This window comes from Halovulum marinum (assembly GCF_009697225.1).
GTDB lineage: Bacteria > Pseudomonadota > Alphaproteobacteria > Rhodobacterales > Rhodobacteraceae > Halovulum > Halovulum marinum.
The window spans coordinates 182260-196245 of sequence record NZ_WIND01000001.1; the positions used below are offsets into that span (position 1 = coordinate 182260).

The following is a 13986-nucleotide window of genomic DNA, read 5'->3' on the forward strand; positions in this document are numbered from 1 at the left end:
CTCAGCTGTCCTTCACCAGCCGGGTCAGCTGGTCCTGCATGGCCTTCAGCTGGGTCTTCAGCTCTTCCAGCTCGACATCCTTGGACTGGGGCGCATTCGGCGCCTCGGTCCCGGCCTCGGTCCGGGCGCGGTCAGTGCGGTCGGTGCGGGCCGAGAACGGCGTGAACATCCGCATGGCGTTCTCGTAGATTTCCATGTTGGTGCGGGTCAGCGCCTCGAAATTGGCCATCGCCGGGTTCGCGCCCAACGCCTGCGTCACATGCTCGCGCAGCCGCTCCTGGTTGCGCAGGAAGGTCTCCATCGACGCTTCCAGATAGCCCGGCACCACGCCCTGAAGCGTGTCGCCGTACAGCCGGATCAGCTGCCGCAGGAAGTTCGCCGGCAGCATGGTGTGGCCCTTGGCCTCTTCCTCGAAGATGATCTGGGTCAGCACCGAGCGGGTGATGTCCTCGCCGGACTTGGCGTCGCGCACGACGAAATCGACCTCGTTGCGCACCATTTCGGCCAGGTTCTCGAGGGTGACATACGCCGACTTCTGCGTGTTGTAGAGCCGCCGGTTCGCATATTTCTTGATGACGACCGGATCGTCGGAATCGCTGCGAGCGCGGGCCATCATATCCCTCCCTGGGAACGCTAACCCTGCATAGCATCGCGTGTTTCCGCGCTGCAACGACATTTTTGCATACGCGAAGGGGCGCGCGCCATGCTAATCGGGCGGGGATGAGCGACACACCCGCCAAAGCCCCCGGGGCCGCGCCCCGCGACGGACCTGCCGCAGAACCGGCCGGCGCTGGCCCGGGCGCGCGCCGGGACGCGGCGGCGCGCTACCTCGACCAGTGGGAGCTGCATCTGAGCCTGCTGGCGACGGCCGGCACCCGCCGCCCGCCGGGAGAGGCATGAGCGGGCCGGCCGCGCATCGCATCGGGCATCCGACACCGCTGGTCTTTCATCTGGGTTCGGCGGCCACCGGCTATCTGCAGGCGATCATGGCCGCGCCCAACGCGTCCGAGCCGGGGTTCCCCTGGCACCCTGCCCTGCCGGCGATCCGGGGGCCGTCGCCGACACCGATCGACGTCACCGCCGAGGCCGCCCGCCGGCTGATGCTGATGCTGCGCGGCATCGAGCGCTGGCAGCGCCATCCCTACCGCCGCGCCGTCGCCGAGCCGCCGGCGGTGTGGGCCGACGGCAGCAGCCGGCTGCTGGACTACGGCGCCACCCCCGGCGCCACCGCGCCGACCGGCCCGGTGGTGCTGGTGGTGCCGTCGCTGATCAACCGGGCCTACGTGCTGGACCTGACGCCGCGCACCTCGTTCCTGCGCGCGCTGGCGGCGGCGGGGCTGCGGCCGCTGTTGCTGGACTGGGGCGTGCCCGGGCGGGCCGAGGCGCGCTTCGACCTGGAGGACTATGCTGCCCGCCGGCTGCGGCCGGCACTGGCGGCGGCGGCCCGGGCCGGGGGCGGCCCGCCGGCGCTGCTGGGCTATTGCATGGGCGGCACGCTGGCGGCGCTGCAGGCGATGCGCGATCCGCACCTGCGGGCGCTGGTCACGATCGGCGCGCCGTGGGATTTCGACGCCGCGCGGGGCGCGCCCTTCGCCGTGCGCGCCGCCGCGCGCCAGTACGGAGCGGCGCGGCTGCGGTTGCAGATCCGGGCGCTGGCCGACGCCTTCGGGCTGGTCCCGGTGACGGTGTTCCAGCACCTGTTCGCGATGGTCGACCCGATCATGGCGGCGCGCAAGTTCCGCCGCTTCGCCGCGCTGCCCGAAGGCGGCGCCCGGGCCGAGCTGTTCGTGGCGCTGGAGGACTGGCTGGCCGACGGCGTGCCGATGGCGGGACCGGCGGCCGAGACCCTGCTGGTCGACTGGCACCTGGAAAATTCGCTGCGCGGCGCCCGCGGACGGCCTTCCGCCGTGCCGCCGGCGCTGATCGTCACCGGCACCGGCGATTCGATCGCGCAACTGCCCGCCGCCGGGGCGCTGGTCCGCGCCCTGCCCGGCGCGCGGCAGCTGCGCCCGACGCTGGGCCACGTCGGCATGATCACCGGCGCGCACGCCCCGCGTGAGGTCTGGCAGCCGGTGGTGGAATTCCTGAAAGGAACCGCCTAGGCTTTCTCCTGCGACGGAATGCGCAGTGGGGTCGGGTTCTCGAATCCGTATGTTGCACCGCAACAAGGCGGAGAGCCGAATCTCTGCGAGACTTGTACGGCGGAAACAGACCAGGGAAATGGACATGACCAACATCGTGATCGCCTCTGCGGCCCGCACCGCGGTCGGCAGCTTCAACGGCGCCTTCGCCAACACGCCCGCGCACGAACTGGGCGCGGCCGTGATCCAGGCCGTGCTGGAGCGTGCCGGCGTCGACGCTTCGGACGTGTCCGAGACCATCCTGGGCCAGGTGCTGACCGCCGGCCAGGGCCAGAACCCGGCGCGGCAGGCGCACATCCTGGCCGGGCTGCCCAAGGAAAGCGCCGCCTGGAGCATCAACCAGGTTTGCGGCTCGGGCCTGCGGGCGGTGGCGCTGGGCGCGCAGCACATCATGCTGGACGACGCCAGCATCGTCATCGCCGGCGGCCAGGAATCGATGAGCCTCGCGCCCCACGCCGCGCACCTGCGCTCGGGTCAGAAGATGGGCGACATGAATTTCATCGACACGATGATCAAGGACGGCCTGTGGGACGCCTTCAACGACTACCACATGGGCACCACCGCCGAGAACGTCGCCCAGAAGTGGCAGATCAGCCGCGAGCAGCAGGACGAGTTCGCCGTCGCCAGCCAGAACAAGGCCGAGGCCGCGCAGAAGGCCGGCAAGTTCGATGACGAGGTGATCGCCTACACCGTCAAGACCCGCAAGGGCGACATCGTCGTCGACAAGGACGAGTACATCCGCCACGGCGCCACCCTGGACAGCGTCGCCAAGCTGCGTCCGGCGTTCTCGAAGGACGGCACGGTCACCGCCGGCAACGCCAGCGGCCTGAACGACGGCGCCGCCGCGACCCTGCTGATGACCGCCGCCGAAGCCGAGAAGCGCGGCATCGAGCCGCTGGCACGGATCGCCGGCTACGCCACCGCCGGGCTCGACCCGTCGATCATGGGCGTGGGCCCGATCCACGCCAGCCGCAAGGCGCTGGAAAAGGCCGGCTGGAAGGTCGACGACCTGGATCTGATCGAGGCCAACGAGGCCTTCGCCGCGCAGGCCTGCGCGGTGAACAAGGACATGGGCTGGGACCCCGAGAAGGTGAACGTCAACGGCGGCGCCATCGCCATCGGCCACCCGATCGGCGCCTCGGGCTGCCGCGTGCTGAACACCCTGCTGTTCGAGATGAAGCGCCGCGACGCCAAGAAGGGCCTCGCGACGCTGTGCATCGGCGGCGGCATGGGCGTGGCGCTGTGCGTCGAGCGCGACTGAGCACTGCGTTGCGGCGCGCGGCCCCGATCCTGGGCTGCGCGCTGATCCTGGCCCCTGCGGCGGCGGCGCAGAACCGGCAGCCGATCTCGACCAGCATGGTGGAGTGCGCGGCGATCTACGGCGAGATGGCCGGCGTCGCCGAGCGCCGTCGCCGCGACGCCGCAGACATCCGCCTCATCAGGGACGGCGCCGCGCGTTTCGCCGAAGCCGCCGCCGACCAGGCGCGGGCCGAAGGCCATGCAGACGCCCAGGCGCACCTGTCGCCGGTCTACGCCGGGATGGCGCGCAAATGGGACGGCCGCCTCGCCAACCCGCTGCATCTGTTCGAGAACAGGAACTGGATAAACTATTGCCGCGCGCTGGGGCGCGACCGAGGCATTCTTGACTGAATCACACCGAAAACTTCCAGCAAAAGAAGGGGGAGACATCACATGGGACGCGTTGCACTGGTCACCGGAGGCTCGCGCGGAATCGGCGCGGCGATCTCGGTCGCGCTGAAGGAGGCGGGCTACATCGTCGCCGCGAACTACGCCGGCAATGACGAGGCCGCGAAGGCCTTCACCGACAAGACCGGGATCAAGACCTACAAGTGGTCGGTCGCCGACTACGACGCCTGCACCGCCGGCATCCGCCAGGTCGAATCCGACCTCGGCCCGATCGAGGTGCTGGTCAACAACGCCGGCATCACCCGCGATGCGATGTTCCACAAGATGTCCCCCGAGCAGTGGCGCGAGGTGATCGACACCAACCTCAGCGGCCTGTTCAACATGACCCACCCGGTCTGGCCCGGCATGCGCGAGCGCAAGTTCGGCCGCGTCATCAACATCAGCTCGATCAACGGGCAGAAGGGCCAGGCGGGGCAGTCGAACTATTCCTCGGCCAAGGCGGGCGATCTGGGCTTCACCAAGTCGCTGGCGCAGGAAGGCGCGCGGGCCGGAATCACCGTGAACGCGATCTGCCCCGGCTATATCGGCACCGAAATGGTGCGCGCCATCGACGAGAAGGTGCTGAACGAGCGGATCATCCCGCAGATCCCCGTCGGCCGCCTGGGCGAGCCGGAAGAGATCGCCCGCGCCGTGGTGTTCCTGGCCGCGGACGACGCCGGCTTCGTCACCGGCTCGACGATCACCGCCAACGGCGGCCAGTACTTCGCCTGAGCCGAACCGGGCTCCGAGCATCAGGGGGCCGGCGGCAACGCCGGCCCCTTTTGCGTCCGTCATCCAGACGGCTGGACGACCCCGGCGCCCCGGCACGCCGCCCCGGCGGCGCAAGACCGCTTGCCCCCCGGCCGGCGGCTCGCCACATATCGGGCCAGAACGGAGGCACGAAAGATGCGAATCGGCATTCTCAAGACCGGCGACCTGCCCGAGGACATCACCGCCCGGCACGGCGACTACGGCGACATCTTCGCCCGGCTGCTGCAGGCGACGGATCCGGGGATCGAGCCGGTCAAGATCGACCTCGACGGCGGCGCGGCGCCTGGCCGGCCGCAGGACGCCGACGGCTGGATCGTCACCGGCTCGCGGCACGGCACCTACGAGGATCACCCTTGGATCCCGCCGCTCGAGTCGTTCCTGCGCGCGGCGGTGGCGGCGCGGATTCCGGTGTTCGGCGTCTGTTTCGGCCACCAGGTCCTGGCCCAGGCGCTGGGCGGGCGAGTGGCGAAATCCGAACGCGGCTGGGGGCTGGGCGTGCAGGGCTATGACAAGCACGGCGCCCCGGCGTGGCTGCAGGCGCTGCCCGATCGCTGGGCCGGCTACGCCATCCACCAGGACCAGGTGATCGCCCTGCCCGAGGGCGCGACGGTGCAGGCATCCAGCCCGTTCTGTCCGTTCGCGGTGCTGGCCTATGGCGATCCGGACGCGCCGCACGCGGCCTCGGTGCAGTCGCACCCGGAATACTCCCCTGCGCTGCTGCGCGACCTTGCCGCGGGCCGGCTGGGCCGGAAGGTGCCGGCCGAGGTGCTGGAGCCCGCGCTGGAAAGCCTCGCGGCGCCGGTGGACAACCCCGCCTGGGCCCGCACGATGGTCGATTTCCTGAAGGCCGGCGCGGCACGCCGGCGCTCTGCCGCCTGAGCCGGCACCGGTCGGGCGGCTGACCACGCAGGCTGGTGGCGGCGGGCGGCCGCGCCTTGGCCGCGCCGCCGCCTGCGCCTCACATCCGGTGCGAGATGCGCTCGATTTCTTCCTTGATGTGCAGTTTCTGCCGCTTCATGTCGGTGATCTCGAGATCGTCGGAACCGGGGCGGCGTTGTTCCTCTTCGATCTTCTTTGACAGGACTTCGTGCTTCTTCCGGAGCTCGTTCAGATGGGAACCCAGATTCATTCAGCCGTCTCCTTCTCTCACATGAATCCCTTGCAGCCCGGATTGCAGCATGAAAAGCCGCGCGTGTCACCTCCGCGATTGCGTGGCCCGCGAGAACGGCGACGCGCCGCGATCAACCCCCGAGCGCAAGCGCCGCGCCCCGGGCCAGCACCGCAGCGGCGGCATCCGAATAGTCCGGCGCGTCCGCCGCATGGCGCGCCCCGGCATGGACCGGCAGCGGCGGCAGCAGCGTCAGCGGCGTCGCCCTTCCCTTGCGGGCGCGGACGATCACCCGGCCGGCCGGGCGGCCCGCCCGCGGCGCCAGCGGCAGCACGCGGATATCCCCGGCGCGGCCGGCCAGCGCCGCCAGGATGTCGCCCAGCCGCTCGGTGCGGTGGATCAGCGTCAGGCTGCCGCCCGGTCGCAGCCGCCGCAGCCCGAGATCGATGAACGCGTCCAGCCCGGCCGGGCCCTCGCCGTGCGCCCGCGCGCGACCCGCGTCCGCCGCCGCGGTGCCGCTGCCGGCGGCGAAGAACGGCGGGTTCGACAGCACGTGATCGAAGCTTCGTGCGCGCAGCGCGGCCGGCGGCGCGGCCACGTCGCCGGCAAGGATCTCGGCCGGCAGTCCGTTCAGCACCGCGTTGCGCCGCGCCAGCGCGGCATAGCCGGGCTGCTGTTCCAGCCCCGCCAGACGCAGCCCGGGCACCCGCACGCCCAGGCAGAACAGCGCCGCGCCCGCGCCGCAGCCCAGATCCAGCACCGACTCGCCTGCGCGCGCGGGCACGGCCGCGGCCAGGAACACCGGATCGGTCGCCGCGCGATAGCCATGGCGCGGCTGCAGCAGCCGGACGCGGCCACCCAGGAAGCCGTCCTCGGTCAGCGCCGCTTCGGCGAAGCCCGCCTCAGTCGGAAAGCTCGATGTCATTGTCGGTCAGGATCTCGCGGGCGCGGGCGGCATCGGCGCGGCGCACCATCAGCCGCCGCGGCAATATGCCGATCGAACCTTCCATGACGCTCATGTGGACGTCCATCGCAAAGCATTCTATATCCTCGGCGCGCAGCAGGGCACTGGCGAACGGGATCAGCGTCGGGTCGTTGGTGCGCAGGATTTCTTCCATGGGCGCCAGCTTAGCCGCCCTGCGGAAAGGCGTCGAGACATACACACGGGATCGCACGTGACCGCAACGACCACCGCCGGAGCCTTCGACCGCCTGCAGCGCCTGCTGTCGGACGACATGGCGCGCGTGAACGCGCTGATCGCGACGCGCATGGCCTCGGAGCACGCGCCGCGCATCCCCGAGGTGACGCGACACCTGGTCGAGGCCGGCGGGAAGCGCCTGCGCCCGCTGCTGACCCTGGCCGCGGCGCGGCTGTGCGGCTACGAGGGCGAGCATCACGTGCGCCTGGCCGCCACGGTCGAGTTCATCCACACCGCGACGCTGCTGCACGACGACGTGGTCGACGAAAGCTCCCAGCGGCGCGGCCGGCCGACGGCGAACCTGCTGTGGGACAACCAGTCCTCGGTGCTGGTCGGCGACTACCTGTTCGCGCGCTCGTTCCAGCTGATGGTCGAGACCGGCAGCCTGCGGGTGCTCGACATCCTGTCGAACGCCGCCGCGGTGATCGCCGAGGGCGAGGTGCTGCAACTCAGCGCCGCGCGCAGCCTCGGCACCGGGCAGGACACCTATCTGCAGGTGATCCGCGGCAAGACCGCCGCGCTGTTCGCCGCCGCGACCGAATCCGGCGCGGTGATCGCCGGCGCGCCCGATTCGCATGTCGCCGCGCTGCGCACCTACGGCGACGCGCTGGGCATCGCGTTCCAGCTGGTCGACGATCTGCTGGACTACGGCGGCGTCAGCGCCACGCTGGGCAAGAACACCGGCGACGACTTCCGCGAGCGGAAGATGTCGCTGCCGGTGATCCTGGCGGTCGCGCAGGCCGACCCCGAGCAGCGCGCCTTCTGGACCCGGGTGATCGAGCGCGGCGACCAGCGCGACGGCGATCTGGAACATGCGCAGACGCTGATGCGCCGCCACGGCGCGCTCGAGGAAACCCGCTCCCGCGCCTTCGCCCGCGCTGACGAGGCGCGTGCGGCGCTGGCCGCGCTTCCTGCCAGCGCGTTGCGCGACACGCTGTCGGATCTGGCCGGGTTCGTCGTCTCGCGCGTCGCCTGACGTCACGGCGCGTGCGGCGCCGCACGGGCGCCGGCGCATCTAGCCTGCCACCGCGGCCGCGCGGCACCACCATGCCGGGGACGCCGCCGAAAGCGCCGCTTCCGCCGCCCGGGCCTCGGCCGCGCGGGCGAACAGTCCGAACACGGTCGCGCCCGATCCCGACATCCGCGCCAGCAGGCAGCCCGGCTGCGCCGCCACCGCGTCGCCGGCGCGGGCGATTTCCGGCACCAGCGCCCGCGCCGGCGGCTCCAGGTCGTTGCGGGTGCCGCACAGCCAGTCGGCCAGCGCCGCGGCATCGGCGAACGCGTCGGGAAAATCCGGCAGCGGCGGATTGTCGGGCGAGGCCAGCGCGCCGAACACCGGCCCCGTGGGACAGGCGACGCCCGGGTTGACCAGCACGCACCAGAGCGGCGGCAGCGCCGGCACCGGCGCCAGCACCTCGCCGATGCCGCGCATCCGCACCGCGCGCCCGTGCAGGCAGACCGGCACATCGGCGCCCAGCGCCAGCACCGCGCCCGGCGCGGGCAGCGGCGCGCGGTACAGGTCGGCCAGCGCGCGCAACGCCGCCGCCGCGTCGGCCGAGCCGCCGCCGATCCCGCCCGCCAGAGGCAGCTGCTTGTCCAGCGCCAGCGCCGCGGGGCAGCCAGGCATCAACGCCGCCGCGCGGCGCACCAGATTGTCCGGCCCCGCGTCCAGCCCGGCGGCAAACGGCCCGGCGACGGTCAACGAGGTGCGTGCGGCGCGGCGTGCGCGCAGCCTGTCGCCGGTGTCGGCGAACACCACCAGACTGTCGAGCAGGTGAAAGCCGTCGGCCCGGCGGCCGGTGACATGCAGGGCCAGGTTGATCTTGGCGCGGGCCAGCCGCGCGGCCGTCGCGGGAACGTCAGTTCCCGCTGGCGGTCTCAGCGGTCTTCTCCTCGCCGATGGCGGCCTCTTCGGCCAGCACCTTGTCGAGACCGGCGTCCAGCTTGCGGCGGATCCGGACGGCCTCGTCCTCCTCGGGCTCGAACGACAGCGCCCGCCTCCACTGGAAGCGCGCCTCCATCTTGCGGCCGACCTTCCACAGTACATCGCCAAGGTGATCGTTGATCACCGGGTCGACCGGCTCCAGCTCGACCGCGCGCTCCATCGGCCCGACCGCCTCGTCGAAGCGGTCCAGCCGGTAATAGACCCAGCCCAGGCTGTCGGTGATGTAGCCGTCCTGCGGGCGCTGCGCCACCGCGCGCTCGATCATGTCCAGCGCCTCGTCCATGTTCCGGCGCAGCTCGACCAGCGAATAGCCCAGGTAGTTCAGCACGTTGGGCTGCTCGGGGTTCAGCTCCAGCGCGGTGCGGAAATCGGCCTCGGCCTTGTCCCACTCGTCGGTGCGCTCGTAGCTGATACCGCGCACATAGAACAGCCGCCAGTGCTGCTGGGCCGGCTCCTCGATCAGCTCGACCGCGCGACTGTAGGCCTCGGCGGCGCGGGCGAATTCCTCGTTGTTGCGCAGCGTGTCGCCCAGCGCGTTGTGCACCGAGATCACGTCCGGCCGCTCGCGCGAAAGCTTCGACAGCACCTCGATCGCCTCGTCGTGGCGGCCGGCGCCGTCCAGCGCCGCGGCGCGGCCGATCTCGGCCGCGATGTACCAGGGCGAGCCCGGCGCCACTTCCTCGTAGGTGGCGATCGCCAGTTCGTACTGGCGCTGCTCGGCGAGTATGTCGGCGATCAGCGCGGTCACCTGGTCGTAGCGCGGGCGGATGTGCGTCGCGAGGCGTCCGTAGAACAGCGACAGGCGCAGCGCGTCCTCGCGCAGCAATGCGTCGGCAAGCACCGCGTAGGCGGATGCGGCACCGTCGGCGGGCCGCGCGATCTGGTCGAACTCCAGCGCCTCGCCGGCAAGCAGCCGCTCGCGCATCTGCTCCAGCTGGGGGTCGGCGCCGCCGTTGGCCAGCAGACGGTCGACCAGTTCCAGCGCGTCCGAGCCGCGGTCGATCTGGCTCAGGCTGACGAGATGGGTGGCGATCGTCAGCCGGTCGACGTGCAGCGGGCTGTCGTCGTCGCCGTCGAGGATCCGCGCGGCGGTCTCGAAATCCCCGGCGAAGGCATGGGCGTAGGCCAGGTGCACCTTGCCGTAGATCTCGACCGCGGCGTTGCCGCTCATGCCCTCGAACACCGCGACGCCGCCGGCGAAATCGCCCTCGCCGATGCGCGACCAGCCCTCGACCAGCTGCGCGAACATCGGGTTCAGCTGCCGGGCGGGGTCTTCGGCCATGCGGCGCGCGGCGGCGTAGTCCTCGTCGCGCAGCGCCTCGGCCAGCAGGGTCAGCGACACCAGCTGGTTGGCGCCGTCCACCGGCTCCAGCCGGCGCGCCATGTCGAGGCCGCGGTTCAGCCGCCCGGCGATCACGTTGACCACCATCGCCGCATTCAGCAGCGACGCATCCTCGGAGGCGACGCGAATCGCGTCGTCGTAATAGCGCGAGGCAGGCAGGTAGTCGTCGCGCAGATCGGCCTGGCTGCCGGCAAGATAGGGACCGGCCAGACCCTGGGCGCCGGCGGCGGGGGCCGTGGCGATGACCGCCAGCGCCAGCGCCGAGGCCTGCAGTCCGGTCCAAAGGCGGGATGTCATCCTCGTTCCTCCGATGAAGCTTTGGCAGACATTATGACGGCTCCGCCGGCTTGGCAAACAGGCAGGCCACCGTCGGCCCCGCCGGAAAGTCATGGCCCGCGCGCCGCCCGGTTCACATGTTCGGATAATTCGGCCCGTCGCCGCCCTGCGGCGTCACCCAGACGATGTTCTGGCTGGGATCCTTGATGTCGCAGGTCTTGCAGTGCACGCAGTTCTGCGCGTTGATCTGGAAGCGCGGCGGCTGGCCGGCCTCCTCGACGATCTCGTAGACGCCGGCGGGGCAGTAGCGCTGCGCCGGCTCGGCATATTTCGGCAGGTTCACCCGCACCGGCACCGCCGGGTCCTTCAGCTGCAGGTGGCTGGGCTGGTCCTCGGCGTGGTTGGTGCCCGAGAAGCTGACGTTGGTCAGCCGGTCGAAGGTCAGCTTGCCGTCCGGTTTCGGGTAGTCGATCGGCGCGAACTTCGCCGCCTCGCCGGTGGCGGCGGCGTCGGTCTTGCCGTGCTTGCGCGTGCCCAGCGGATTCCAGCCGGTCAGGCTGGACACCCACATGTCGAACCCGCCCAGCGCCAGCGACGCCCAGAGCCCGCGGTTCGACCAAAGCGGCTTGACGTTGCGCACCGGCTTGAGGTCCCTGGCGATCGGCCCGGACCGGACCGCGGCGTCGTACTCGGCCAGCTCGTCGCCCTCGCGGCCCGCGGTGATGGCGGCGTGCGCCGCCTCGGCCGCGGCGATGCCCGAGTGCATCGCGTTGTGGTTGCCCTTGATCCGCGGCACGTTGACCATGCCCGCGGCGCAGCCCAGAAGCGCGCCGCCGGGGAACGCCAGCTTCGGCAGCGACTGCCACCCGCCCTCGGTGATCGCGCGGGCGCCGTAGGCGACGCGCTTGCCGCCGTCCAGCAGCTTGCGGATCTCGGGGTGGGTCTTGAACTTCTGGAACTCGGCGTGGGGGTACAGGTACGGGTTGGCGTAGTTCAGGTGCACGACGAAGCCCAGGAACACCTGGTTGTTCTCGGCGTGGTAGATGAACGAGCCGCCGCCGGCCTGCTTGCCCAGCGGCCAGCCCATGGTGTGCACCACCCGTCCCTCGCGGTGGTTCTCGGGCCGGACCTCCCAGATCTCCTTCATGCCGAGGCCGTACTTCTGCGGCTCGGCGTCCGCGTCCAGCCGGTGGCGGGCGATCGCCTGCTTGGAAAGCGAGCCGCGCACACCCTCGGCCAGGAACACGTACTTGCCGCGCAGCACCATGCCCGGCTCGTAGGACGGGCCCTTGCTGCCGTCCTTCTCGAGGCCGAACTCGCCGGCGACGACGCCGGCCAGGCGCTCGCCCTCGTAGACCAGCTCGGAGCAGGCCATGCCGGGGAAGATCTCGACCCCCAGCGCCTCGGCCTGCTCGGCCATCCAGCGGCAGACGTTGCCCATCGAGACGATGTAGTTGCCGTGGTTCGACATCAGCCGCGGCATTGGCCAGTTCGGGATCCGGACGTGCCCGCCCTCGCCCATCATCAGGAACCGGTCGTCGGTCACCGGCACGTTCAGCGGCGCGCCGCGCTCCTGCCAGTCGGGGATCAGCGCGGACAGCCCGGACGGATCCAGCACCGCGCCCGACAGGATGTGCGCGCCGACTTCGGAGCCCTTCTCGAGCACCACGACGTTCAGGTCGGCGTCCAGCTGCTTCAGCCGGATCGCCGCGCTCAGCCCGGCCGGGCCCGCGCCGACGACGACCACGTCGTAGTCCATGCTCTCGCGCTCGATCTCGCTCATCCGGCTCTCCCTTCACGACCGGCGACAGGTAAGCGCGGTGTGCAGTCGGGGTCAATGCGGACACTGCGTCGCGCGGCCGTTGCCGTTGCGCCGCCATCGCCGCGGCCTGTGGATCGGGGGCGCTTGAACTCGCCCGCGCGCGCTCCTATCGTTCCGGCTTGACGGGCCGCCCGGCGACGGGCGGCTCTTTGAATGCAGATACCCCTGAAACGTAGGAGGTGAGGAAGCGTGGAGAAGATACCGCTGACCAGGAAGGGGTTCGCGAAGCTCGACGCCGAGCTGAAGCAGTTGAAATCCGAGGCCCGGCCCCGGGTGATCCGCGCCATTGCCGAGGCGCGCGAGCACGGCGATCTGTCCGAGAACGCCGAATACCACGCCGCCCGCGAGCAGCAGAGCCACATCGAGGGCCGCATCGCCGAGCTGGAGGGAATCATCGGCCGCGCCGACGTGATCGACGTCGCCCGCATGTCCGGTCCGATCAAGTTCGGCGCCACGGTCAAGCTGGTGGACGAGGACACCGAGCAGGAAAAGACCTACCAGATCGTCGGCGAGGCCGAGGCCGACATCGAGAACGGCCTGCTGAACGTCAAGTCGCCCCTGGCCCGCGCCCTGATCGGCAAGGAGGCCGGCGACAGCGTCGAGGTGAAGACGCCCGGCGGGGTCAAGGACTACGAGATCCTCGACGTCCGCTACGTCTAGCCGCCGGAACCCGACACCGATGATGCCCGCGCCAGCACAGCCGCAGGACGACCGGCCCGCCCGCGCCCGCCGCGCGGCGCTGCTGGCCAGCCTGGTGTGGGCGGGCTGCGTGCTGGCCTACGCCGCCGGCTATCTCGGCACCGGCGCACCGGGCGGCGCGGCGCTGCTGCTGGCGCTGGCCGGGCTGGGCGCGGCGCTGATCCTGCCGGTGGCGGTGTTCTGGGCGCTGGCGCTGCTGTACGCCGGGCTGCTGGCGGCGCAGGCGGATAGCGGCGCGCCGGACCGCAGCGCCGCGCTGCAGCGCCGGATCGAGGCGCAGGACAAGCGCATCGAGGCGCTGGAGCGGCGGCTGAAGACCACCGACACCGCGCTGCGCCGGGCCGAGCAGACGCTGGCGGCGCGGCCGATCCCCGCGCCCGCGCCGACCGCCGCACCGGCTGCCGCGCCGCAGCCCGCCGCCGCACCGCCTGCGGCCGACGCGCCGCCGCCGGCGGCGGCCGCCGAGGCCGCGCAGCCCGACCTGCCGCTGCACGGCGGCGGCGACAACCATGCGACGCTGTCGCTGGACGATGCGGTGCGGGCGCTGAATTTCCCGCGCGATGCCAACGACCGCGAGGGCTTCGCGGTGCTGTCGCGCGCCATGGGCGAGCCCGAGCTGGCACGGCTGCTGCGTTCGTCCGAGGACACGCAGACGCTGCTGGCGCAGAACGGGCTCTACATGGACGATCTGATGCCCGCCCCCGCCACCTCGGGCGACTGGCGGCAGTTCGCCAAGGGCGGCGCGGCGCGCGCGGCGCTGATGCCGCTGAACGGCATCACCGACAGCCAGGCGCTGGAGACGGTGCGCGGCCGGATGCGCGCCGACCCGATCTTCCGCGACACCGCGCTGCACTTCCAGCGCAAGTTCGACCACATGCTGCACCGGATCGCGCCCGAGGCTTCGGACGCGACGCTGCTGAACCTGGTCGACACCCGCTCGGGCCGGGCCTATGTGCTGCTGGTGCAGGCCAGCTCGGCGCCGGACGCCGGCTAGACCT

Annotated in this window: 15 protein-coding genes; 8 read left to right on the forward strand and 7 right to left on the reverse strand. The window is 71.5% G+C overall.

All coding sequences use genetic code 11. The features are described 5' to 3' along the window. Position 1 precedes the first annotated feature (1 nt). Positions 2 to 613 (reverse strand): polyhydroxyalkanoate synthesis repressor PhaR, encoded by a 612-nt coding sequence (gene phaR / locus GE300_RS00965; RefSeq protein WP_154444004.1) that lies wholly within the window; start codon positions 611 to 613, stop codon positions 2 to 4. Between the two features lie 283 nt (positions 614 to 896). Between phaR and GE300_RS00970 the strand changes: the two genes are divergently transcribed. The 5 genes from GE300_RS00970 (at position 897) to GE300_RS00990 (ending at position 5477) form a co-directional block, all read left to right on the forward strand. Beyond that, complete coding sequence (locus tag GE300_RS00970) at positions 897 to 2102, forward strand: alpha/beta fold hydrolase (protein WP_233416690.1); 1206 nt, start codon at positions 897 to 899, stop codon at positions 2100 to 2102. A gap of 124 nt (positions 2103 to 2226) precedes the next feature. Beyond that, positions 2227 to 3402 (forward strand): acetyl-CoA C-acetyltransferase, encoded by a 1176-nt coding sequence (locus GE300_RS00975; RefSeq protein WP_154444006.1) that lies wholly within the window; start codon positions 2227 to 2229, stop codon positions 3400 to 3402. Between the two features lie 8 nt (positions 3403 to 3410). Beyond that, complete coding sequence (locus GE300_RS00980) at positions 3411 to 3791, forward strand: hypothetical protein (RefSeq protein ID WP_154444008.1); 381 nt, start codon at positions 3411 to 3413, stop codon at positions 3789 to 3791. Between the two features lie 42 nt (positions 3792 to 3833). Then, entirely contained in the window at positions 3834 to 4559 is a 726-nt protein-coding gene (gene phbB / locus GE300_RS00985; RefSeq protein WP_154444010.1) for an acetoacetyl-CoA reductase, read from the forward strand. A gap of 174 nt (positions 4560 to 4733) precedes the next feature. Next, entirely contained in the window at positions 4734 to 5477 is a 744-nt protein-coding gene (locus tag GE300_RS00990) for a type 1 glutamine amidotransferase (RefSeq protein ID WP_154444012.1), read from the forward strand. 79 nt (positions 5478 to 5556) lie between these two features. Here the strand turns inward: GE300_RS00990 and GE300_RS00995 are convergent, their stop codons facing one another. The 3 genes from GE300_RS00995 to GE300_RS01005 all read right to left on the reverse strand — a co-directional run bounded on the left by GE300_RS00995 (position 5557) and on the right by GE300_RS01005 (position 6824). Then, positions 5557 to 5727, reverse strand: a complete 171-nt coding sequence (locus GE300_RS00995; protein WP_154444014.1) for a YdcH family protein — start codon at positions 5725 to 5727, stop codon at positions 5557 to 5559. Positions 5728 to 5839: 112 nt separating this feature from the next. Further along, complete coding sequence (locus GE300_RS01000) at positions 5840 to 6631, reverse strand: tRNA1(Val) (adenine(37)-N6)-methyltransferase (RefSeq protein WP_154444016.1); 792 nt, start codon at positions 6629 to 6631, stop codon at positions 5840 to 5842. Continuing rightward, the gene (locus tag GE300_RS01005; RefSeq protein WP_154444018.1) at positions 6609 to 6824 is read right to left on the reverse strand and encodes a putative signal transducing protein; all 216 of its coding nucleotides are present in this window, start codon (positions 6822 to 6824) and stop codon (positions 6609 to 6611) included. Before GE300_RS01005 ends, GE300_RS01000 begins: the two co-directional genes overlap by 23 nt. Positions 6825 to 6941: 117 nt before the next feature. Here GE300_RS01005 and GE300_RS01010 point away from each other — a divergent pair, with 117 nt between their 5' ends. Then, positions 6942 to 7880 (forward strand): polyprenyl synthetase family protein, encoded by a 939-nt coding sequence (locus GE300_RS01010; RefSeq protein WP_154444755.1) that lies wholly within the window; start codon positions 6942 to 6944, stop codon positions 7878 to 7880. 39 nt (positions 7881 to 7919) lie between these two features. Here the strand turns inward: GE300_RS01010 and GE300_RS01015 are convergent, their stop codons facing one another. The 3 genes from GE300_RS01015 to GE300_RS01025 all read right to left on the reverse strand — a co-directional run bounded on the left by GE300_RS01015 (position 7920) and on the right by GE300_RS01025 (position 12250). After that, positions 7920 to 8741, reverse strand: a complete 822-nt coding sequence (locus tag GE300_RS01015) for a 4-(cytidine 5'-diphospho)-2-C-methyl-D-erythritol kinase (protein WP_233416727.1) — start codon at positions 8739 to 8741, stop codon at positions 7920 to 7922. Between the two features lie 22 nt (positions 8742 to 8763). Further along, positions 8764 to 10488, reverse strand: a complete 1725-nt coding sequence (locus GE300_RS01020) for a tetratricopeptide repeat protein (protein WP_154444021.1) — start codon at positions 10486 to 10488, stop codon at positions 8764 to 8766. 112 nt (positions 10489 to 10600) lie between these two features. Beyond that, positions 10601 to 12250, reverse strand: a complete 1650-nt coding sequence (locus GE300_RS01025) for an electron transfer flavoprotein-ubiquinone oxidoreductase (protein ID WP_154444023.1) — start codon at positions 12248 to 12250, stop codon at positions 10601 to 10603. A gap of 228 nt (positions 12251 to 12478) precedes the next feature. Between GE300_RS01025 and greA the strand changes: the two genes are divergently transcribed. After that, positions 12479 to 12949, forward strand: coding sequence for a transcription elongation factor GreA (greA, locus tag GE300_RS01030; RefSeq protein WP_325063051.1), 471 nt, complete (start codon positions 12479 to 12481; stop codon positions 12947 to 12949). A gap of 19 nt (positions 12950 to 12968) precedes the next feature. Beyond that, a complete protein-coding gene (locus GE300_RS01035; protein WP_154444025.1) occupies positions 12969 to 13982 on the forward strand; it encodes a hypothetical protein in 1014 nt (337 codons plus the stop codon). The last annotated feature ends 4 nt before the right edge of the window (positions 13983 to 13986 follow it).

Coding starts and splice junctions, on each gene's coding strand:
- GE300_RS00970 (WP_233416690.1), top strand. CDS start 897: ATGAGCGGGCCGGCCGCGCATCGCATCGGGCATCCGACACCGCTGGTC.
- GE300_RS01035 (WP_154444025.1), top strand. CDS start 12,969: ATGATGCCCGCGCCAGCACAGCCGCAGGACGACCGGCCCGCCCGCGCC.
- GE300_RS01025 (WP_154444023.1), bottom strand. CDS start 12,250: ATGAGCGAGATCGAGCGCGAGAGCATGGACTACGACGTGGTCGTCGTC.
- phbB (WP_154444010.1), top strand. CDS start 3,834: ATGGGACGCGTTGCACTGGTCACCGGAGGCTCGCGCGGAATCGGCGCG.
- phaR (WP_154444004.1), bottom strand. CDS start 613: ATGGCCCGCGCTCGCAGCGATTCCGACGATCCGGTCGTCATCAAGAAA.
- GE300_RS01005 (WP_154444018.1), bottom strand. CDS start 6,824: ATGGAAGAAATCCTGCGCACCAACGACCCGACGCTGATCCCGTTCGCC.
- GE300_RS01020 (WP_154444021.1), bottom strand. CDS start 10,488: ATGACATCCCGCCTTTGGACCGGACTGCAGGCCTCGGCGCTGGCGCTG.
- GE300_RS01010 (WP_154444755.1), top strand. CDS start 6,942: ATGGCGCGCGTGAACGCGCTGATCGCGACGCGCATGGCCTCGGAGCAC.
- GE300_RS00995 (WP_154444014.1), bottom strand. CDS start 5,727: ATGAATCTGGGTTCCCATCTGAACGAGCTCCGGAAGAAGCACGAAGTC.
- GE300_RS00975 (WP_154444006.1), top strand. CDS start 2,227: ATGACCAACATCGTGATCGCCTCTGCGGCCCGCACCGCGGTCGGCAGC.
- GE300_RS01000 (WP_154444016.1), bottom strand. CDS start 6,631: ATGACATCGAGCTTTCCGACTGAGGCGGGCTTCGCCGAAGCGGCGCTG.
- GE300_RS00990 (WP_154444012.1), top strand. CDS start 4,734: ATGCGAATCGGCATTCTCAAGACCGGCGACCTGCCCGAGGACATCACC.